At 56.3% G+C, this 19,971-nt stretch carries 19 protein-coding genes; 14 read left to right on the forward strand and 5 right to left on the reverse strand.

Annotated elements, in window-relative coordinates; genetic code table 11:
- The first annotated feature begins 2 nt into the window (after nt 1-2).
- On the forward strand, nt 3-548 hold the full coding sequence (gene mtlR, locus K5Y30_RS20495) for a mannitol operon repressor MtlR (RefSeq protein ID WP_192236852.1): 546 nt from the start codon (nt 3-5) through the stop codon (nt 546-548).
- 176 nt (nt 549-724) lie between these two features.
- On the forward strand, nt 725-1,087 hold the full coding sequence (locus tag K5Y30_RS20500) for a YibL family ribosome-associated protein (protein ID WP_007893377.1): 363 nt from the start codon (nt 725-727) through the stop codon (nt 1,085-1,087).
- A 7-nt stretch (nt 1,088-1,094) separates the two neighbouring features.
- On the opposite strand, the gene K5Y30_RS20505 is transcribed toward K5Y30_RS20500, so the two are convergent.
- The 3 genes from K5Y30_RS20505 to K5Y30_RS20515 all read right to left on the reverse strand — a co-directional run bounded on the left by K5Y30_RS20505 (nt 1,095) and on the right by K5Y30_RS20515 (nt 4,049).
- Nucleotides 1,095-2,057, reverse strand: a complete 963-nt coding sequence (locus K5Y30_RS20505; RefSeq protein ID WP_222213164.1) for a VirK/YbjX family protein — start codon at nt 2,055-2,057, stop codon at nt 1,095-1,097.
- A gap of 188 nt (nt 2,058-2,245) precedes the next feature.
- A complete protein-coding gene (gene sodA / locus K5Y30_RS20510) occupies nt 2,246-2,863 on the reverse strand; it encodes a superoxide dismutase [Mn] (RefSeq protein WP_101763826.1) in 618 nt (205 codons plus the stop codon).
- 160 nt (nt 2,864-3,023) lie between these two features.
- Nucleotides 3,024-4,049, reverse strand: a complete 1,026-nt coding sequence (locus K5Y30_RS20515; protein WP_101763827.1) for a LacI family DNA-binding transcriptional regulator — start codon at nt 4,047-4,049, stop codon at nt 3,024-3,026.
- A 295-nt stretch (nt 4,050-4,344) separates the two neighbouring features.
- Here K5Y30_RS20515 and K5Y30_RS20520 point away from each other — a divergent pair, with 295 nt between their 5' ends.
- From K5Y30_RS20520 to alsE, 4 genes are read left to right on the forward strand one after another with little or no spacing between them, the layout of a single operon-like run.
- Nucleotides 4,345-4,788 carry a PTS sugar transporter subunit IIA gene (locus tag K5Y30_RS20520; protein WP_222213166.1) on the forward strand — a complete coding sequence of 148 codons (444 nt, stop codon included), beginning with the start codon at nt 4,345-4,347 and terminating at the stop codon, nt 4,786-4,788.
- 15 nt (nt 4,789-4,803) lie between these two features.
- Complete coding sequence (locus K5Y30_RS20525; RefSeq protein ID WP_101763934.1) at nt 4,804-5,070, forward strand: PTS sugar transporter subunit IIB; 267 nt, start codon at nt 4,804-4,806, stop codon at nt 5,068-5,070.
- A 43-nt stretch (nt 5,071-5,113) separates the two neighbouring features.
- Entirely contained in the window at nt 5,114-6,373 is a 1,260-nt protein-coding gene (locus tag K5Y30_RS20530) for a PTS ascorbate transporter subunit IIC (protein WP_110867875.1), read from the forward strand.
- A gap of 50 nt (nt 6,374-6,423) precedes the next feature.
- On the forward strand, nt 6,424-7,104 hold the full coding sequence (gene alsE / locus K5Y30_RS20535; protein WP_192236849.1) for a D-allulose 6-phosphate 3-epimerase: 681 nt from the start codon (nt 6,424-6,426) through the stop codon (nt 7,102-7,104).
- Between the two features lie 77 nt (nt 7,105-7,181).
- Here alsE and K5Y30_RS20540 read toward each other — a convergent pair whose 3' ends face one another.
- Nucleotides 7,182-8,522: an aspartate aminotransferase family protein gene (locus tag K5Y30_RS20540; RefSeq protein ID WP_110867874.1), complete on the reverse strand. Its 1,341-nt coding sequence runs from the start codon at nt 8,520-8,522 to the stop codon at nt 7,182-7,184.
- 174 nt (nt 8,523-8,696) lie between these two features.
- Between K5Y30_RS20540 and K5Y30_RS20545 the strand changes: the two genes are divergently transcribed.
- The gene (locus K5Y30_RS20545; RefSeq protein WP_222213168.1) at nt 8,697-9,473 is read left to right on the forward strand and encodes a DeoR/GlpR family DNA-binding transcription regulator; all 777 of its coding nucleotides are present in this window, start codon (nt 8,697-8,699) and stop codon (nt 9,471-9,473) included.
- Here K5Y30_RS20545 and fdhD read toward each other — a convergent pair.
- Nucleotides 9,470-10,261, reverse strand: a complete 792-nt coding sequence (fdhD, locus tag K5Y30_RS20550) for a formate dehydrogenase accessory sulfurtransferase FdhD (protein ID WP_222213170.1) — start codon at nt 10,259-10,261, stop codon at nt 9,470-9,472. The genes K5Y30_RS20545 and fdhD overlap by 4 nt on opposite strands.
- A 172-nt stretch (nt 10,262-10,433) precedes the next feature.
- Here fdhD and fdnG point away from each other — a divergent pair, with 172 nt between their 5' ends.
- From fdnG to selB, 7 genes are all read left to right on the forward strand, one after another.
- Entirely contained in the window at nt 10,434-13,481 is a 3,048-nt protein-coding gene (fdnG, locus tag K5Y30_RS20555; RefSeq protein ID WP_222185662.1) for a formate dehydrogenase-N subunit alpha, read from the forward strand.
- 11 nt (nt 13,482-13,492) lie between these two features.
- The gene (gene fdxH / locus K5Y30_RS20560; RefSeq protein WP_222213172.1) at nt 13,493-14,392 is read left to right on the forward strand and encodes a formate dehydrogenase subunit beta; all 900 of its coding nucleotides are present in this window, start codon (nt 13,493-13,495) and stop codon (nt 14,390-14,392) included.
- Nucleotides 14,392-15,033, forward strand: a complete 642-nt coding sequence (fdoI, locus tag K5Y30_RS20565) for a formate dehydrogenase cytochrome b556 subunit (RefSeq protein ID WP_101763837.1) — start codon at nt 14,392-14,394, stop codon at nt 15,031-15,033. The genes fdxH and fdoI overlap by 1 nt, the downstream gene beginning before the upstream one ends.
- Nucleotides 15,033-15,959 carry a formate dehydrogenase accessory protein FdhE gene (gene fdhE / locus K5Y30_RS20570; protein WP_222213173.1) on the forward strand — a complete coding sequence of 309 codons (927 nt, stop codon included), beginning with the start codon at nt 15,033-15,035 and terminating at the stop codon, nt 15,957-15,959. The genes fdoI and fdhE overlap by 1 nt, the downstream gene beginning before the upstream one ends.
- 104 nt (nt 15,960-16,063) lie before the next feature.
- Complete coding sequence (locus K5Y30_RS20575; protein WP_101763839.1) at nt 16,064-16,675, forward strand: glutathione S-transferase; 612 nt, start codon at nt 16,064-16,066, stop codon at nt 16,673-16,675.
- An 8-nt stretch (nt 16,676-16,683) separates the two neighbouring features.
- A complete protein-coding gene (gene selA / locus K5Y30_RS20580; protein ID WP_222213175.1) occupies nt 16,684-18,063 on the forward strand; it encodes an L-seryl-tRNA(Sec) selenium transferase in 1,380 nt (459 codons plus the stop codon).
- Nucleotides 18,060-19,913 (forward strand): selenocysteine-specific translation elongation factor, encoded by a 1,854-nt coding sequence (selB, locus tag K5Y30_RS20585; RefSeq protein ID WP_222213177.1) that lies wholly within the window; start codon nt 18,060-18,062, stop codon nt 19,911-19,913. Before selA ends, selB begins: the two co-directional genes overlap by 4 nt.
- The last annotated feature ends 58 nt before the right edge of the window (nt 19,914-19,971 follow it).

Genomic DNA, 19,971 nt, shown 5'->3' on the forward strand with positions numbered 1-19,971 from the left:
CGATGCAGGCAATGATGGAAGAGAAGCAGGCTTTTGAAAACCGGGTGCTTGAGCGCCTGAACGCCGGTCGTTCGGTGAGAAGCTTCCTGATCGCCGCCGTTGAGCTGCTGACCGAAGCGGTTAACCTGCTGGTGCTGCAAGTATTTCGCAAGGACGATTACGCGGTTAAATACGCGGTAGAACCGCTGCTGCTGGGTGATGGTCCGCTGGGCGAACTCTCGGTTCGCCTCAAGCTGATTTACGGCCTGGGCGTGATCAACCGGCATGAGTACGAAGATTGTGAACTGCTGCTGGCGCTGCGTGAGGAGCTGAATCACGATATCAGCGATTATCGTTTTACCGACGATGAGATCCTCGGCCCGTTTGGCGAACTGCACTGCGTGGCCGCCTGGCCACCGCAGCCAGACTTCAACCGTGACGACGACCAACTGCGCTCCATGCAGCAACAGCGCTATCTGCAGATGGTGCGTTCAACCATGGTGCTGTCGCTCACCGAGCTGATTTCACGGATTTCGCATAAGCAGGTGTTTAAAAAGCCGGCGCTGTAGTTTTTGTATGAACAAGCACGATGAAGCGTGCCGCTGCGGATAAGTGCGCGTGAGGCATCTACGTCTTAAATCAGCACGCATTGTCGCGGCGCGATTTATCGCGCGAAGTCATGCGCTGCAAAGTTGCCTGAATTTGATGTATCCTTTGCCTGTTTTCCTTAACGAGTTTTCCCCCAATGAAAGAACAAGAAAAAGCCGAGATCAAACTTCTGAGCGATCAGCTCGATGCGCTCAACCGCAAAGAAGCCCCGCTGTTAGCCTCTGGCGATGCCGAAAAGCTCGGTGAACTGCTGCGTGAAAAAGAGAAGCTGGAGCTGGAAATTGAGCGCCTGCGCGGTGTGCGCACCGAGAAGCTGAGCAAAGAAGCGCAACAGCTGCAGAAGCTGGGCTTTAGCCGCGAAATCACCAAAAAAGAACAAGCCAACATGGGCGCATTCAAGAAAAGCGTGCGCGGCCTGGTGGTGGTACACCCAATGACCGCGCTCGGACGTGAGATGGGACTGAAAGTGATGACCGGCTACGCGAAGCAGCCGTTCTAATCTTGACTTACGCGGCGTGTGAAACGTCGCGTAGGATACCCGCCGCCTGATGAACTTGTTCATTCAGACTGTCCAGCAAGGCATAACGACGGCGATACTCGGCGCGCTTCTTGCTGGCAATCTCTTCCAGATCTTTACGCTCCGCGCGTAACGGCAACGTAAATAGCTCATCGGCACGCGCCACGCCACCCAACGACAACCAAAACTCGCTGTAGCTGGCAAAGAACTTATCACCTTTACTGTGACGGTAGCGCAGGCTGCGAAACACGTGCGTGGTATCGCCAACGGCGGTGATCGCCTCAACGCCACACTGTTCCGCCAGATTAAATACTACTTCCATCAGCAGGCGTTTTGGGAATACGCCGTGCGCCGCTTTGGTGGCATCGCGAATCACATCGTTAGAAATATGCTTACGCGGCCCCTGCAATCCACCAATTAATAACGTGCGCTTCTGCTGTTCGCGAATAATTGAGAAAGAGAGCGACGCAATTAACTGCGTTTCATAGCGCAATTCCAAAGTAATTTCACCTTCACGGTCAAAGCGGCCCGGACAGCAGTGAATCACATACGTCTCATCATTTTTGCCGCTCAGGTTGGCCAGTAAATTATCACCCGGACTCTGCAACAGCTGACGCAGCGCCGCATTGTCTAACTGATCCATCAACGTATAGTGATCGATGATCGCCTGTGCGCGCTGCGCCACGCTGAATCCCGCACGCAGATAAGGACGATGTGGCTTCGCCGGCAGCAAACCCTGCATGGTCAACAGCTGTGGTAACGCAGATAATTGCGCCAACTGATGCAGGTAATTAAAGGTAGTTACAGGAAACACCAGCGATCTTAAGGCAAATTTCGCGCGAAATCTTCCGCTATTCCATAATTTATTTGGCCTGAACTTTCCGCTTATTAACGGCAAAAACAGCGGTGCTGACGAATCATTATTCGTCACAGAAGTTGTGATAGTAGACATGATTATTTAGGCTTGGCGAGACAAATTATCGCCACTATATGCCCCAAATTATCAACGGCAGGTTAATAGCTTTCGCAGCGGAATAGTCGTGTGCGGGAATATTCAGGTCGTTTAGCAAGGGTTTATAAAGGCGAAAAAAAACCGGTGAAGAGATCACCGGTTTAGTGCGTTGCGGCTATCGCCTGAACTTACTTCGCAGCAGCGAAACGTGCTGCAGCTTCGTCCCAGTTCACTACGTTCCAGAATGCTTTGATGTAATCAGGACGTTTGTTCTGATACTTCAGGTAGTAAGCGTGTTCCCACACGTCCAGACCGATGATCGGCGTGCCTGAAACGCCAGCAACGGCTTCACCCATCAGCGGGCTATCTTGGTTTGCGGTTGAAACCACAGCCAGTTTGTCGCCTTTTTTCACCAGCCACGCCCAGCCTGAACCGAAGCGAGTAGTCGCGGCTTTCTCAAACTCAGCCTGGAAAGCTTCAACGCTACCGAAATCTTTTTCGATGGCGGCTTTCAGGTCGCCCTGCAGCGAGGTGCCCAGCTTCAGACCTTTCCAGAAGAAGCTGTGGTTAGCGTGGCCGCCTGCGTTGTTACGCAGTGGACCTTTTTTGTCTGCTGGCAGCTGATCCAGTTTGGTGATCAGCTCTTCTACCGGCAGGTCAGCGAATTCGGTACCTTCCAGCGCAGCGTTAGCGTTGTTAACGTAGGTCTGGTGGTGTTTAGTGTGATGGATTTCCATCGTCTGCTTGTCGAAGTGCGGTTCCAGTGCGTCGTACGCATACGGCAGGGATGGCAGTGAATAACTCATGTTCTTCCTCTCCATTTTAGTGTTTTGCAGCACCACCTCACTGGGCGTGCCGCGTAAGCAGTCGGATCATTATAGTTAAAAACATGATCCGTAAAAGGGTTATCAATGCCTTAGAATTGATAAGGATTTGATGAATCTGGGAAAAGGTGCGCACGCACGGCTACACCTTGTGGCTGCTGGCGCGCAGTTTTAGCTGCACCGGCAGTTCATTGATGGCTGGCGGCTCATCACCTTTGAGCGCCGCCAGCAGACGTTTACCCGCCATGCGCCCCATCTCTTCATACGGCAGCACAATGCTGGTGAGCGGCGGCGAACATACGGCCGCTAGCGGACCGCCGCCGATGCTGGCAATCGCCAACTGGCTGGGAATCGCAATCCCCGCCGCATGGCACGCCATGATAGCGCCGCAGGCCACTTCATCGCTGGTGCAAATCAGCACATCCAGCTCCGGCCAGGTCAGGCGAATTTCCGCCAGCAAGCTGTGCCCGGCGGCAAAGGTCGGCATTTTCGGCGAGGTCACCACGCGATGCGGCGCCTGATTCATCGCCAGCATGCCGCTATGCCAGCCATTCAGCAGCTGGCGGAAGATGGTGTTATTACTCTGCGTGCACAGCAAACCGAGATTGCGATAGCCGCGCTCGACCAGACTTTGCACCAACTGGCGAATCGCTTTGGCGTAATCGACACCAATGCTGATCCCCGCCGAATCCTGATGCACGCCGCCAATATCCATCACCGGCAGCCCGGAATTGCTCAGCAGACGATGCGCTTCGGCGGCGTTATCAAAATTGAAATGCACCATCGCCGCCGGATTATAGGAGAGCAGCATTTCGATCAGCTCGCTCTCTTCCGCAGCCGAATGGTTGGCTTCCGCCAGCATCATGTTATAGCCCTGCGGGCGCAGCACTTCCTGTAGCGCTTCCGACACAATCGCACTGCCCGGCGTGGCAAACGACGGTACCACCATGGTGATCAGGCGTGATGTCGCCGATGCGAGATTACTCGCCTGCACGTTCGGTACATAGGAGAGCTCAATCACCGCCGCATCGATTTTGGCGCGAATTTCAGGCGACACTTTCTCCGGCATGCGCAACGCGCGCGACGCAGTCATGGTGCTTACACCTACCAAACGGGCAACATCGGCTAAAGTACTTTTGCCGGTACCGCGCCGTTTCTTTTCTGTCATGCGATCTCCTGCATTACTCGCTACTTTTTTGCCAGGACGCAGCTTAAAACCAAATCTGTTAACGCGCCATGTGAAAAACCACAGTTTCGGGCATCCCTCACCCCGCGATCTTTTCAGAATGATTGAGCATGTCAGGTGCTTGCAACCAAGACAAACGCACAGCAAGGAAATGTTAGCGATAACACGTTTTTTAACAATAACGGTGTTAGCGCTAACTTTTGCGACAATCATCACAGAAAACCGCTGAGAAAATAACCTACATTGCACTCCATCGACGAATAAACAGGAATGACTGATGCTCACTCAATGGCTAACGCCGCAACATATTCGGGTAGTAGAGCAGGTTAGCGACTGGCAGGAAGCAGTGCGATTATCTGCCGAACCGCTGCTGGCCGCTGGGGCGATCAGCCCGGCTTATCTCGATGCTATCTTCACTTCACATGCCGAACTCGGCCCTTACTACGTGCTGGCGCCGGGCCTGGCGATGCCGCATGCCCGCCCGGAACAAGGCGCGCGCAAAAACGGCCTGTCGTTGCTGCATGTGAAAAATGGCGTGAATTTTCAGGCCGATGAAAACGATCCGGTTTATGTGGTCATCATGCTGTGCGCGGTATCTGGTGACGATCACATTCAGATGATCACCGCCTTAGCGGACGTGTTCAGCGACGAATCCCGCCTGCAGCAGTTGCTGTCGGCTTCTTCCCTGTCAGCGATTGAAGCTGTCATTGAAAATAAATAACCAGAGAACCCTATGATGAAAAAAGTGCTGATTGTGTGTGGAAATGGTTTAGGTAGCAGCTTTATTGTTGAAATGAACGTGAAGAAGATTGTGGCGGAATTAGGCAAAGAAGCGGAAGTGGGCCACACCGATTTAACCTCTGCGAAATCTGAACAGGCTGATTTAATCATTGCCGCAAAAGATATTGCCGACCAATTAGCCGGGCACAGCGCGAAAGTCGTTGGTCTGACAAACCTGCTGGATAATGCAAAGATTAAAGAAATTCTGGCTGAAAATATCTAATAACAGTTTATCCCGAAAAACTTTACTCACTATGGAGTAAGTTATGCTGCAGTTTATAATTAAGGATGTTCTTGGAACACCCGCTATACTTGTCGGCCTTTTTTCCCTGTTTGGTTTATTACTGCAAAAGAAACCGGTTTCTGATGTTATTTCCGGTACGCTTAAAACCATCATGGGTTTTGTTATTCTCATCGCCGGGGCCAATTTAATTGCGGCCACATTGACCATCTTCAGCCAGCTGTTTGAGCACTCCTTTAATATTCAGGGCGTAGTGCCAAATACGGATGCAATGGCCGCGCTGGCGCAGAAAAGTTACGGCACCGAAACCGCCATGATCATGGTGTTTGGTATGCTGGTGAACATCTTGCTGGCGCGCATTACCCCGTTGAAATACATCTTCCTGACCGGTCACCACACGCTGTATATGTCGGCGATGCTGGCGGTAATTCTGTCGGTAGGCGGCATTCACGGCTTCTGGCTGGTGCTGATTGGTTCGCTGATTCTCGGCACCATGATGGTGGTTTGCCCGGCGATTCTGCAGCCGTTCACCCGCAAAATCACCAACTCGGACGATCTGGCGCTCGGCCACTTTGGCTCAACCGGCTATCTGCTCTCCGCGTTAGTGGGCAAAATGGTCGGTAAAGGCAGCCCGTCGATTGAAGAGCTTAAGGTGCCGAAAACCCTCAACTTCCTGCGCGACTCATCGGTAGCGATTTCGCTGACCATGATGATTCTGTTTATCGCGCTGGTTCTGGTTGCCGGTAAAGAATTCACCGAAAGCATCAGTGGCGGCCAAAACTACATTGTGTTCGCCATCATTCAGTCGATCACCTTTGCTGCGGGCGTCTATATCATCCTCGCCGGTGTGCGCATGGTGATTGCCGAAATCGTGCCGGCCTTTAAAGGTATCGCCGATAAGCTGGTACCCAACGCCAAACCGGCGCTGGATTGCCCAACCGTGTTCCCGTTCGCGCCGAACGCGGTAATCATCGGCTTCCTGTCGAGCTTCTCCGCCGGCTTGATCAGCATGTTCCTGTGTCCGCTGTTTGGTCTAAGCGTTATTGTTCCGGGTCTGGTACCGCATTTCTTCTGCGGTGCGACCGCCGGCGTCTACGGCAATATCACTGGCGGACGTCGCGGCGCAGTGATCGGCGCCTTTGTGCAAGGCTTGCTGATCTCCTTCCTGCCAGCGATTCTGCTGCCGCTGATGGGCGACCTCGGCTTCGCTTCCACCACCTTCGGTGATGCCGACTTCGGCATTGTTGGTATTGTGCTCGGCCACATTATTTCGTTCTTCCATTGATGTCATCAACAGCGCCTGCGGGCGCTGTTGTTGTAATGAGGAAATAAGTTATGCAAGCCAAATTCTCCCCCTCCTTAATGTGCATGGATCTCACGCGTTTTCGCGAGCAGGTTGAAGCGATGAATAGCACCGCCGCCTTTTATCATGTCGATATTATGGATGGCAGCTATGTGAAGAATATTACGCTGTCGCCGTTCTTTATTGAGAACCTGCGTAAAATTACCGATGTGCCGATTGATGTGCATTTAATGGTAAATCACCCCGAAGATATTATCCCGATGTGCATTGAGGCCGGCGCCGATATTATTAGCTTCCACCCGGAAACCGCTAATAACAAAATTTTCCGCCTGCTGACGCAAATTAAAGACGCAGGCCGTCGCTGCGGCGTGGTGTTAAATCCGGCCACACCGGCAGAAACTATTCGTGAATATGCGCACCTGCTGGATAAAGTCACGGTGATGTCAGTGGATCCGGGTTTCGCCGGGCAGACATTTATCCCGCAAACGCTGAATAAGATTCGTCAGTTGATCGCCATGCGCGAAGAGCACGGTTATCACTATCTGACCGAAATTGATGGTTCATGCAATGCGCGCACTTTTAAACAAATCGCCGCTTCCGGCGTGGATGTGTTCATTGTGGGCACGTCAGGTTTGTTTAATCTGGATGACGATGTCGCGCAGGCGTGGCAGAAGATGGAGAGCATTTTCGCCGAGGAAACCGCAGCTGCGTAAACCTGCACATATCGTAGCGGCGCAATTTATTGCGCGATAAATCGCGCCGCGACAAAATGTGCACAATCAATGATCTGTTAACGCCCCAGCTCACTCAGCGATTTATCCAGCGCGCCCACCAGCCAATCGATATCCGCTTCCTGGAACGCCAACGGCGGACGCAACTTCAGCACGTTGCCGTAAGGTCCCGCCACTGACGTCAACACGCGGTGTTCGCGCAGTTTCTCGATCAAATCCAGCGCCAGCGCTTTATCCGGCGTTTTACTGGCGCGATCCTGCACCAGTTCGAAACCAATAAACAGGCCCGCACCGCGCACGTCGCCGATCGACTCGTGACGATCCATTAGTTTCTGCAGTTCACTCAACAGCCTGGCGCCCACCACGCGGCTGTGCTCCTGCAAGCCCTCTTCTTTAATTACCGTCAGCACCGCTTGCGCGGCGGCCATCGCCACCGGATTACCGCCAAAGGTGTTGAAGTAAGGAATCTCGTCACTAAATGCCGCTAGCACATCGCTTTTCGCCAGCAAACCTGAAACCGGAATGCCGTTGCCCATTGGCTTGCCGGTGGTGATCACATCAGGCACCACGCCGTGACGCGCAAAGCCCCAGAACGCATCGCCGGTACGACCAAAGCCCGGCTGCACTTCATCGGCAATGAAAATCCCGCCGTTGGCATGCACCACATCGACCGCTTTTTGCAGGAAGCCGCGCGGGTTCGGCAATACGCCATCGGATGAGAAGATCGAGTCAGCGAGGAAGCCGGCAAACTTAATGCCGTGCGCTTTCATATCGTCAATCTGCTGCTGGATTTCATTGGCAAACCACTCGCCGAGATCGGGCGCATTCACGCGATAGGCATCCGGCGGTGAAACCAGACGCGTGGTTGCCGCCAACGGCTGTCCGCTGCCGAGGGCGGGCGACACACCTGACGTGAGATCGCTGGTGCCGTGATACGCCTCCTGCGACACGATAATGCCGGTGCCGCCGCTGAAAGCCCGCGCCACGCGGATCGCCAAATCGTTGGCTTCCGAACCGGTACACATGTACATGGCGCGATCGATGGCATCTGGCGTGGTCGCCAGCAACTCTTCGGTGTAATCGAGAATGCGTTCGTGCAGATAGCGCGTGTGGGTGTTCAGCATCTTCATCTGCTGATTCACCGCCTCAATCACCGCCGGATGGCAGTGACCAATGCTCGCCACGTTGTTGTACACATCAAGATATTTATCACCGGCGGCATCCCACACATACTGCCCTTCGCCGCGCACTAAATGCACTGGCTTGCGGTAAAACAGGCGATACGACTCGCCCAACACTTTGCTGCGCTTGTCGGTTAGCTTGCGGGTTGCCGCATCCAGTCCGTCGGCGTGCTCAGCACGAAAACTGTTGGTATCCATGATGGTAGAACGTGTAGCCATGGTAACTCCCGTTGCGAAGGTGAAAGGGGTGCATGCGAAATCGCCGTTTGCCAATATCATGCCTGCTTTGGCGACAAATGCAACCAAATACACAAATACAACCAAATACACATGACGGCGCAATGACACTCAGGTAAGCTTAGGCCTAGGTTGAACACGCCACAGGGAAAAGTCATGCTGCAGGAAACCCGCTTACACCGCATTCGCGCGCTGCTGACCACGCAACATCAGCTCAGCACCGAGCGCATTATCACTGAGCTTGGCATCTCGCGTGAAACCGCGCGGCGCGACATTATTGCGCTGGAAGCGCAGGGATTGGCGCGGCGGGTGCATGGCGGTTTGGTCGCCGTCGATAGCCAGCCAGAGCCGCCGCTGCAGGTGCGCCGTAACGCGCAGGCGAAAGAGAAACGCGCAATTGCGGTTGCTGCCGCGCAACATCTCCAGCCCGGCCAAACGCTGTTCCTCGATGCTGGCACCACCACCACCATGCTGGCCGAACAACTGCGCACCATGTCGGGTTTAACCATTATCACTAACAGCCTGCAGGCCGCGCTGGCGCTGAGCGCAGCGGAAGAGCATGAGACGCTGAATAATCAGGTGATTTTAATTGGCGGCATGATGATGGCAGGCGCGCAGCAAACGCGCGGGGAGATGACGATTGGGGAAATTTATCGTTATCGCGCCGATGTCGCGTTGCTTTCGCCGGTCGGCATCGATGCGAAAAACGGTGCCAGCAGTTTTCATCCCCACGAAGCGGCGATTGCCCGCGCCATGGTACAGCAGGCAAACCGCACCATTTTACTGGCGGATCACAGCAAACTCGGCGTGATGAGCCGCACCGTTTATGCAGCGATTGCGGAAATCGATCTGCTGATCTGCGACAGCGGCGCGGTAAAACCCGGCGCGCTGACGGCGCTGCAACAGGCGCTGCCGCAGGTGCAGGTGGTTTAACGCAGCCGCTGCGGATGGCTGTAAACCGTGGCGCGGCCCGGTTTACTAAAGCCGACTAGCGTGAGATTGCAGCGTTCGGCCACCTCAACGGCGAGCTGTGTCGCAGCCGACACCGCGAACAGAATCTCCACGCCGCACATGGCGGATTTCTGCACCATCTCATAGCTGGCGCGACTGGAAACCAGCACCGCGCCCTGCTGCCACGGCTGCTGGCTGCGATTCCCCAGCAGTTTATCCAGCGCCACATGGCGACCGACATCTTCATACCCGCCCTGCAATTCGCCTTGCGGTGACATCCACGCCGCCGCGTGCGTGCAGCCGGTGAGATTACCGATCGGCTGGTAATCGCGCAGCTGCGCCAGGGCTTTATCCAGATTGACTAAATCAAAGGTTTGGCTGAACGGCAGCGGCTGTAATGGCTTACCGATTTGATCGAGTTGCTCCACGCCACACACGCCGCAGCCGGTGCGTCCGGCCATGGCGCGGCGCTGCTCTTTCAACGCCATAAAGCGGCGGCTGGAGAGTTCAATCTGTACTTCAATGCCATTACAGCCCGGAACCACATCGATACCGTAGATTTCATCCGGGCGCGTAATAATGCCTTCCGAGAGCGAGAAACCTATCGCAAAAGCTTCCAAATCATTGGGTGTCGCCATCATCACAACGTGCGAAATGCCGTTATAGACCAGCGCCACCGGTACTTCCTGCGCCAGCCAGTCTGTTTCCGCAAGGCTGATATCACGCCGCTGATGCACCTGCGCCTGCACCGCACCTGAGATCTTATTCACATTAATGTGACTTTCCTGCTCATTCTCTGTCACTTTTTTCGCCTCACATAACAACCTTACTAAAGTAGTGGTAATATTAGGTCGCTATTGCCGCAATATTCGTCGGGTTATTGTGACGCCCGATTCACTGCACTGCAAAAGTAAAAAATCATTCATGTTGAAAGGATAATCCATGAACGTCAGCCGAAGAAAATTCTTCAAGGTCTGTGCTGGCGGTATGGCAGGGACAACGGCAGCACTGCTTGGCTTTGCGCCAGAGGTAGCGCTGGCGGAAACGCGACAGTATAAACTGCTGCGCGCACGCGAAACCCGTAACACCTGCACTTACTGCTCAGTTGGCTGTGGCTTGTTAATGTACAGCCTCGGTGACGGCGCGAAAAACGCCAAAGAGACCATTTTCCACATCGAAGGGGATCCGGATCATCCGGTGAGTCGCGGCGCATTGTGCCCGAAAGGCGCAGGCCTGCTCGACTTTATTCACAGTGAAAGTCGCCTGCAATACCCGGAATACCGCGCGCCAGGCTCCGATAAATGGCAGCGCATTAGCTGGGACGATGCCTTTGATCGCATCGCCAGGCTGATGAAAGCGGACCGCGACGCTAACTTCGTGGCGCAAAACGCTGCGGGCGTGACGGTAAACCGTTGGCTCTCCACCGGCATGCTGTGTGCTTCCGCTTCCAGCAATGAAACCGGCTACTTAACCCAGAAATTTACCCGATCGCTCGGCATGTTAGCGGTCGACAACCAGGCACGCGTTTGACACGGACCAACGGTAGCAAGTCTTGCTCCAACATTTGGTCGCGGTGCGATGACCAATCACTGGGTCGACATCCGTAATGCCAATCTGATCGTTGTGATGGGCGGGAACGCCGCTGAAGCGCATCCTGTGGGATTCCGCTGGGCGATGGAAGCCAAGATTCACAACAAAGCCAAACTGATTGTTATCGATCCGCGCTTCACGCGCACGGCATCGGTAGCCGATTTCTATACGCCGATTCGTTCGGGCACCGACATCACTTTCCTGTCGGGCGTCCTGCTGTGGCTGCTACAAAACGACAAAATCCAGCATGAATATGTGCAGGCGTACACCAATGCCAGCCTGATCGTGCGCGAGGATTATCATTTTGAAGATGGCCTGTTCAGCGGCTACGACGAAGAGAATCGCAAATACGACAAAACCAGCTGGAACTACGAGCTGGACGCCGACGGCTTCGCCAAACGCGACACCACGCTCACGCATCCGCGCTGCGTATGGAACCTGCTGAAGCAGCACGTTAGCCGTTACACGCCAGAAATTGTTGAACGCATCTGCGGCACGCCAAAAGCGGACTTCCTGCACGTGTGTGAACTGATTGGCGAAACCAGCGCGCGCGATCGCACCACCTCGTTCCTGTATGCGCTCGGCTGGACGCAGCACTCGGTCGGTGCGCAGAACATCCGCACCATGGCGATGATTCAGCTGCTGCTCGGCAACATGGGCATGATTGGCGGCGGCATCAATGCGCTGCGCGGTCACTCGAATATTCAGGGTCTGACCGATCTCGGTTTGCTGTCGCAAAGTTTGCCGGGTTACATGACTTTGCCGTCGGAAAAACACACCGATCTGCAGAGTTATCTTGCTGCCAACACGCCGAAAGCGCTGCTGCCGGGCCAGGTAAATTACTGGAGCAACTACCCAAAATTCTTTGTCAGCCAGATGAAAGCCTTCTTCGGCGACAAAGCCCAGGCGGAAAACAGCTGGGGCTTCGACTGGTTGCCGAAGTGGGATAAAGGCTACGACGTGCTGCAGTACTTCGAGATGATGTCACAAGGCAAGGTCAATGGCTATCTGTGCCAGGGCTTCAACCCGGTGGCGTCGTTCCCGAACAAGCGCAAAGTGATCGCATCGCTGTCGAAGCTGAAGTTCCTCGTCACCATCGATCCGCTCAACACCGAAACCGCCACCTTCTGGGAGAATCACGACGAGTTTAACGATGTCGATCCGTCAAAAATTCAGACCGAAGTGTTCCGTTTGCCCTCCACCTGTTTCGCCGAAGAGAACGGTTCAATCGTTAACTCTGGCCGCTGGCTGCAGTGGCACTGGAAAGGTCAGGATGCACCGGGCGAAGCGCTGAATGACGGCGAGATTCTTTCCGGCATTTATTCACGCCTGCGCAAAATGTACGCCAGTGAAGGCGGTGCGCTGCCTGAGCAGGTGCTGAACATGAGCTGGAACTACCTGACGCCAGAAAATCCTGCGCCGGAAGAAGTGGCGATGGAGAACAACGGCAAAGCGCTGGCGGATGTATACGATGACAAAGGCACGCTGCTGGTGAAAAAAGGCCAACAGCTCAGCACCTTTGCCCATCTGAAAGATGACGGCAGCACCAGCAGCGGCTGCTGGATTTTCGCCGGCAGCTGGACGCCGGACGGCAACCAGATGGCACGCCGCGACAACACCGATCCCACCGGTTTAGGCAATACGCTGAACTGGAGCTGGGCGTGGCCGCTCAACCGCCGCATTCTCTACAACCGCGCCTCGGCTGACCCGCAAGGCAATCCGTGGGATCCGAAACGTCAGATCCTGAAGTGGGATGGCAGCAAATGGGGCGGCATGGATGTGCCGGACTACAGCGCAGCCGCACCCGGCAGCGATGTCGGGCCGTTCATCATGCAGCCGGAAGGCATGGGCCGCCTGTTTGCGCTCGATAAAATGGCCGAAGGTCCGTTCCCGGAACACTACGAGCCGTTTGAAACGCCAATCGGCACCAACCCGCTGCATCCGAACGTGGTATCCAACCCGGCGGCGCGCGTGTTCAAGGACGATATGGCATCGATGGGCCAGGCGGAGCAGTTCCCGTATGTCGGCACCACTTATCGCCTCACCGAGCATTTCCATTACTGGACCAAACACGCGCGGCTCAATGCCATCGCACAGCCGGAACAGTTTATTGAAATCGGCGAGAAGCTGGCCAACAAGCTCGGCATCGTGCAGGGCGACACGGTGAAAGTGAGCTCCAATCGCGGCTACATCAAAGCCAAAGCGGTGGTCACTAAGCGCATCCGTCCACTCAACGTCGACGGCAAAATCGTCGATACCATCGGCATTCCGATTCACTGGGGTTATCAGGGCGTGGCGAAAAAAGGCTTTATCGCTAATACCCTGACGCCGTTTGTCGGTGATGCCAACACGCAGACGCCAGAATTTAAGGCGTTCCTGGTCAACGTCGAGAAGGTGTAAGGAGAACGAATATGGCTTATCAATCTCAAGACATTATCCGCCGCTCCGCCACCAATGGACTCACGCCTGCCCCGCAGGCACGTAACCATCAGCAGGAAGTGGCGAAACTGATCGACGTGACCACCTGCATCGGCTGCAAAGCGTGTCAGGTGGCGTGTTCGGAGTGGAACGATATCCGCGATGAAGTGGGACATAACGTTGGGGTGTACGACAATCCCGCCGATTTGACCGCCAAATCATGGACGGTGATGCGCTTCTCAGAAGTGGAGGAGAACGGCAGGTTAGAGTGGCTGATCCGCAAGGATGGCTGCATGCACTGCGCCGATCCCGGCTGCCTGAAGGCGTGTCCGTCTGAAGGCGCGATTATTCAGTATGCCAACGGCATCGTCGATTTTCAGTCGGAACAGTGCATTGGCTGCGGCTACTGCATTGCAGGCTGTCCGTTCAACGTGCCGCGTCTGAATAAAGAGGACAACCGCGTTTATAAGTGCACGCTGTGCGTCGATCGTGTCAATGTTGGACAGGAACCGGCGTGCGTGAAAACCTGCCCGACCGGCGCGATTCACTTTGGCAGCAAAAGCGATATGCAGGCGCTGGCGGGTGAACGTGTGGCCGAGCTCAACACGCGCGGCTATGCCAACGCCGGCTTGTACGATCCGGAAGGCGTCGGCGGTACGCACGTGATGTACGTGCTGCACCACGCCAACAAACCGCAGCTCTATCACGGTTTGCCGGATAATCCGAGCATCAGCCCGGCGGTAACGTTCTGGAAAGGGATCTGGAAACCGCTGGCGGCGATCGGTTTTGCCGCTACCTTTGCTGCATCCGTGTTCCACTACGTTGGCGTAGGGCCAAACCGCGTGGAAGAGGATGAGGACGAGAATCTGCACGAAAAAGAGGAGCGCGAATAATGAAAAAACGCGATCGTCTGGTGCGCTACAGCGCACCGGAACGCATCAATCACTGGATTGTGGCGTTCTGTTTTGTGCTCGCCGCGCTGAGCGGACTGGGTTTCTTTTTCCCGTCGTTTAACTGGCTGATGCACGTGCTCGGCACGCCGCAGTTGGCGCGTATCCTGCATCCGTTTGTTGGCACGGTGATGTTTGCCGCCTTTATCATCATGTTCTTACGCTATTGGAAACATAATCTGATCAATCGCGAAGACCTGGTTTGGGCGAAAAACATCCACAAAATCGTGCAAAACGAAGAGGTCGGCGATACCGGCAAATACAATTTCGGGCAGAAGTGTGTGTTCTGGGCTGCTATCATCAGCTTAGTCTTGCTGCTGGTGAGCGGAATTGTTATCTGGCGCCCGTACTTTGCCGGTGCCTTTACTATTCCGCTGATTCGCATCGCGCTAGTGGTGCATTCGGTCTCAGCTGTGGCGCTGATCGTGGTGATTATGGTGCACATTTACGCCGCCTTGTGGGTAAAAGGCACCATTACCGCCATGGTTGAGGGCTGGGTTCCGGCCGCGTGGGCGAAGAAACATCACCCACGCTGGTATCGCGAGCAGCGCCAACGCCAAACACAACAGGAAAAACGTCCCTGATGAGTATTCGCATCATCCCGCAGGACCAGCTGGAGAAAAGCGAAAAGCACACGGCGGAGCAAGTTCCGCCGTTACTTTTCCCCCGGCTGAAAAATCTGTATAGCCGCCGTGCGGCACGTTTGCGCGACCTGGCCGCGAAGAATCCGCTGGGTGATTACCTGCGCTTTGCCGCGGTGATCGCCGAGGCGCAGGAGATCGTGCTGTATGACCATCCGCTGCAGCTCGATCTGCAGCAGCGGCTGACGCAGAGCGCCGAGCAGGGCAAACCGCCGCTCGATATCCACACCTATACGCGCGATGCGCACTGGCAGCGTTTGCTGCATTCGCTGATCGCCGAGCTGAAGCCAGAGATGAGCGGCCAGGCGCTGGCAGTGCTGGAGAATCTGGAAAAATCCTCCACTACCGAACTGGAAAATCTGGCACATGCGCTGCTGGAAGGCGATTTCGCACAGGTGAGCAGCGACAAATCGCCGTTCATCTGGGCGGCGTTGTCGATTTACTGGGCGCAGATGGCGGCATTAATTCCCGGCAAAGCGCGCGCCGAATACGGTGAGCATCGCCAGTTCTGCCCGGTATGCGCCAGCGTGCCGGTCACCAGCGTGGTGCACATGAGCGTAGGCCAGCAAGGTCTGCGCTATCTGCACTGCAATCTGTGTGAAAGCGAATGGTATGTAGTGCGCAGCAAGTGCTCCAACTGTGAACAAACCGGCGATCTGCATTACTGGTCGCTGGACAGCGAAAAAGCGGCGGTGAAAGCAGAGAGCTGCGGCGATTGCGGCACCTACCTGAAGATGTTGTATCAGGAGAAGGATCCCGCCGTGGAGCCGGTGGCCGATGATTTGGCCTCGCTGGTGCTGGATGCCCGCATGGAGCAAGAAGGATTCGCCCGCAGCAGTCTGAATCCGTTTATGTTCCCCGGCGATTAAGGATTCGCCCCGACGAAAGTTCGCAACAACCTCGTAGGGTCGCCATTTATGGCGACCTTCTCGATGAACGCACAAATCCACGCAGCTCAACACGGAGGCGCACGATGAAACTGATTGGCAGCTACACCAGCCCTTTTGTCCGCAAAATATCAGTGATATTGCTGGAAAAAGGCCTGGTTTTCGAATTCGTTAATCACTCTCCGTGGATCGATGACAGCGATGTACCGCAGTACAATCCGCTGGGCAAAGTACCGGCGCTGATTGACGACAACCAGCTCACTTGGTTCGACTCTTCGATCATCGCGCAAGTCATTGAGCTGCGCGGCGATGCGCCTGCGCTGCTGCCCGATGATGCGCTGCACGCGTTGCACATCCGTCAGCTGGAAAAACTGGCCGATGGCATTAACGATGCGGCGGTGATGATCGTGCGCGAGCAGATGCGTCCCGGCGATCAGCAATCTGAAGAGGTGCTGCTGCGCAACCGTGACAAAATCCAACGCGGCCTCGATGCGCTAGAAACCGCCGCCGCCCAAGGCGAATGGCTCAATAGCGGCACGCTCAATCTGGCCGATATCGCCACCGGCTGCATGATTGGTTACCTCAACTTCCGCCGCGTGCTGCCAAACTGGTGCGTAAATCGCCCGGCGCTGGTGAAGCTGGCCGAAAACCTGTTTGCGCGCGAAAGCTTTGCCCGCACCGTTCCGCCCTCTCTGTAAGTCACCCGATGAAAACCCTGTACAGTCAATTACCTGCTATCGACAGCCTGCTGCGCGATCCCGCGCTGCAGCCGCTGCTTGCCGATCACGGAACCGCCTTCGCTACGCGCCAGCTGCGCAGCATGCAGCAGGAAGCGCGCGACCACATTCAGCAGCACCAAACCTTGCCAGAGTGGCACCTGAACTGGCCGGATGAAGCGCTGCGCCGCAGCCAGCAACAGCAGCAAAGCGCGCTGCGTCCGTTGTTCAATCTCACCGGCACCGTGCTGCACACCAATCTTGGCCGCGCACAGCTGAGCGATCGCGCTATCGACGCGGTGGTGAATTGCCTGCGTCAGCCGGTCACGCTGGAATACGCGCTGGATGAAGCGGCGCGCGGCCACCGCGATCGTGCGGTTAGCGCGCTGCTGTGCGAGTTAACCGGCGCGGAAGCGGCCTGTATCGTTAACAACAATGCCGCCGCCGTGTTATTGATGTTGGCCGCGTTAGCGCCGGGGCGCGAAGTGATTGTCTCGCGCGGCGAGCTGGTGGAAATTGGCGGCGCCTTCCGCATTCCTGACGTGATGCGCCAGGCGGGCTGCAAGCTGGTGGAAGTGGGCACCACCAACCGCACGCACCTGAAAGATTATCGCGCCGCCATCGCGGAAAACAGCGGCCTGCTGATGAAGGTGCACACCAGCAATTATCAGATTCAGGGCTTTACCCATGCGGTAACGGAAGTAGAGCTGGTTGAGCTGGGTGACGCTTATCAATTGCCGGTGATCACCGACCTTGGCAGCGGATCGCTGATCGATATGACCGAATTTGGTCTGCCGGCTGAACCGATGCCGCAGCAGCTGATCGCCGCAGGCGTCAGTCTGGTAAGTTTCTCCGGCGACAAACTGCTCGGCGGTCCGCAGGCGGGGATTATCGTCGGCAAGCAGACGCTGATTGATCAGCTCCAGTCGCATCCGCTTAAACGCGCGTTGCGCGTTGACAAAATGACGCTCGCGGCGCTGGAAGCCACGCTACAGCTCTATCGTCAGCCGGAAACGCTGCGCGAAGCCCTGCCGACGCTGCGGCTGCTCACCCGTCCAGCGCAGGCTATTCAGCAACAAGCTGAACGATTGCTGCCCGCGTTACAACAGATTTATCAAGATGATTTTTCGCTAGCGATTGCGCCCTGTTCATCCCAAATCGGCAGTGGATCGCTACCAGTTGAACGTATTCCCAGTTTTGCTATCACCTTTGCGCCGCGCGATGGGCGCGGTAGCCAGCTCGTCAATTTGTCACAGCATTGGCGCAGCTTAGCGCGCCCGGTGATTGGCCGCATTCAGGAAGGCAAACTGTGGCTGGATCTGCGCTGCCTTGATGATGAAAGCGCGCTGATTCAGGCCTTAGCGTCATGATTATTGCCACCGCTGGACACGTCGATCACGGCAAAACCGCGCTGCTACAGGCATTAACCGGCGTGGATGCCGATCGCCTGCCGGAAGAGAAACGGCGCGGCATGACCATCGATCTCGGCTACGCGTACTGGCCGCAGCCGGATGGTCGCGTGCTGGGCTTTATTGATGTGCCGGGCCACGAGAAATTTCTCGCCAATATGCTGGCGGGCATTGGCGGCATTCATCATGCGCTGCTGGTGGTGGCCTGCGACGATGGCGTGATGCCGCAAACCCGCGAACATCTGCAATTGCTGAGCCTGGCCGGACAGCCGCCGCTCAGCGTGGCGCTGACCAAAGCCGATCGCGTGGACGAAGCGCGCATCGCGGAAGTCCAGCGGCAGGTGGCGCAGCTCACGCAGCAACTCGGCTGGCCGGCGGTGCCGCAATTTGTCACCAGCAGCCACACCCAGCAAGGCATCGATGCGCTGCGCCAGCATCTCAGCACGCTGGCGGAACCGGCCTTCGACTCTCGTTACCGTTTCCGTCTCGCTATTGATCGCGCCTTCACGCTGAAAGGCAGCGGATTGGTGGTCACCGGCACCGCGCTGTCGGGCGAAGTGAACGTCGGCGATACTCTTTGGCTTAGCAGCCTGAATCTGCCGCTGCGCGTGCGCGCGCTGCATGCGCAGAACCAATCGGTGACGCGCGCGCAAGCCGGTGAACGTATCGCATTGAATATCGTCGGCGATGTGGAAAAAGCGCAGATCGCGCGCGGCGACTGGCTGCTGTCACAGGCCAGAGCGGAAGGCACCACGCGCTTAACCGTGGCGCTGCGCTTGCTGCAGCCGCTGAAGAGCGCGTCGCAGCCGATTCATCTCCACCACGCCGCCAGCCACGTCACTGGACGCATTACGCTGCTGGCGGATGATGTCGCGGAACTGGTGCTGAACCAACCGCTGTGGCTGGCCGAGAACGATCGGCTGATTATCCGCGACAGCAACGCACAGCACACGCTGGGCGGCGCGCGCGTGCTGCTGCTCAACAGTAAAAAGCGCGGCAAACGTCAGACGGAATATCTTGCCTGGCTGCAGCAGCTGGCCGCCGCACAAGATGATGACGCCAGCCTGCAGGCGCATCTGGCCTATCAACCGACAGAACGGCGTGACCTGGCGTGGGCGCGCCAGCTTACCGAGCCCGCGCTGGATGCACTGATCAAGCATGCAGCGCCGGTAAAGCTTGATAACGCGCTGATGAGTGCCGCGCAGGCAGTACAATGGCGGCAAAAGCTGCTGGAATCGCTGGCGCATTTTCATCAGCAGCATCCCGAGGTGCCGGGCATCGGCCACGATCGTTTGCGTCGTGTGGCAATGCCGCATCAGCCTGCGGAATGGGTATTAGCGCTGATTGATCAGCTGCTGGCGCAAGGTCAGCTGCAACAGCGACAGGGCTGGCTGCATCTGCCCGATTTCGAACCGCGCTTTAATCCGCAGGAAGAAGCCCTTTGGCAGCAGGTCGGCCCGCTGTTTGGCGATCAGCCGCTGTGGGTGCGCGATATCGCGCTGGCGCTGCAGCAGGATGAACAGGCGATTCGCTCGCTGCTGCTCACTGCTGCCCGGCTCGGACATATCACCGCGATCGTACGCGATCGCTACTACCGCAGCGACCAGATCCAGATCTTCGCCGATCTGATTCGCCAACGTGCCGCGCAAGAGGGCAGCACCAGCGCCGCCGACTTCCGCAACCAGCTTGGCACCGGGCGCAAAGTGGCGATACAGATTCTGGAATTCTTCGACCGCAGCGGCTTCACTCGCCGCCGTGGTAACGATCATCTGTTGCGCGACGACCGCCTGTTTCCCGTCTCATCTGCCTAAAATCTCTCGCGTTGCCTCGCAGTTCAGCCTGTAACTGCGCTGCAACGCGCATTCCCTG

It is taken from the genome of Pantoea sp. DY-5, from assembly GCF_019795955.1.
Lineage (GTDB): Bacteria > Pseudomonadota > Gammaproteobacteria > Enterobacterales > Enterobacteriaceae > Pantoea > Pantoea leporis.

What these genes read in the sequence shown, in the direction of transcription:
- mtlR (WP_192236852.1), top strand. Translation starts at nt 3, where the DNA reads ATGCAGGCAATGATGGAAGAGAAGCAGGCTTTTGAAAACCGGGTGCTT.
- K5Y30_RS20500 (WP_007893377.1), top strand. Translation starts at nt 725, where the DNA reads ATGAAAGAACAAGAAAAAGCCGAGATCAAACTTCTGAGCGATCAGCTC.
- K5Y30_RS20505 (WP_222213164.1), bottom strand. Translation starts at nt 2,057, where the DNA reads ATGTCTACTATCACAACTTCTGTGACGAATAATGATTCGTCAGCACCG.
- sodA (WP_101763826.1), bottom strand. Translation starts at nt 2,863, where the DNA reads ATGAGTTATTCACTGCCATCCCTGCCGTATGCGTACGACGCACTGGAA.
- K5Y30_RS20515 (WP_101763827.1), bottom strand. Translation starts at nt 4,049, where the DNA reads ATGACAGAAAAGAAACGGCGCGGTACCGGCAAAAGTACTTTAGCCGAT.
- K5Y30_RS20520 (WP_222213166.1), top strand. Translation starts at nt 4,345, where the DNA reads ATGCTCACTCAATGGCTAACGCCGCAACATATTCGGGTAGTAGAGCAG.
- K5Y30_RS20525 (WP_101763934.1), top strand. Translation starts at nt 4,804, where the DNA reads ATGAAAAAAGTGCTGATTGTGTGTGGAAATGGTTTAGGTAGCAGCTTT.
- K5Y30_RS20530 (WP_110867875.1), top strand. Translation starts at nt 5,114, where the DNA reads ATGCTGCAGTTTATAATTAAGGATGTTCTTGGAACACCCGCTATACTT.
- alsE (WP_192236849.1), top strand. Translation starts at nt 6,424, where the DNA reads ATGCAAGCCAAATTCTCCCCCTCCTTAATGTGCATGGATCTCACGCGT.
- K5Y30_RS20540 (WP_110867874.1), bottom strand. Translation starts at nt 8,522, where the DNA reads ATGGCTACACGTTCTACCATCATGGATACCAACAGTTTTCGTGCTGAG.
- K5Y30_RS20545 (WP_222213168.1), top strand. Translation starts at nt 8,697, where the DNA reads ATGCTGCAGGAAACCCGCTTACACCGCATTCGCGCGCTGCTGACCACG.
- fdxH (WP_222213172.1), top strand. Translation starts at nt 13,493, where the DNA reads ATGGCTTATCAATCTCAAGACATTATCCGCCGCTCCGCCACCAATGGA.
- fdoI (WP_101763837.1), top strand. Translation starts at nt 14,392, where the DNA reads ATGAAAAAACGCGATCGTCTGGTGCGCTACAGCGCACCGGAACGCATC.
- fdhE (WP_222213173.1), top strand. Translation starts at nt 15,033, where the DNA reads ATGAGTATTCGCATCATCCCGCAGGACCAGCTGGAGAAAAGCGAAAAG.
- K5Y30_RS20575 (WP_101763839.1), top strand. Translation starts at nt 16,064, where the DNA reads ATGAAACTGATTGGCAGCTACACCAGCCCTTTTGTCCGCAAAATATCA.
- selA (WP_222213175.1), top strand. Translation starts at nt 16,684, where the DNA reads ATGAAAACCCTGTACAGTCAATTACCTGCTATCGACAGCCTGCTGCGC.
- selB (WP_222213177.1), top strand. Translation starts at nt 18,060, where the DNA reads ATGATTATTGCCACCGCTGGACACGTCGATCACGGCAAAACCGCGCTG.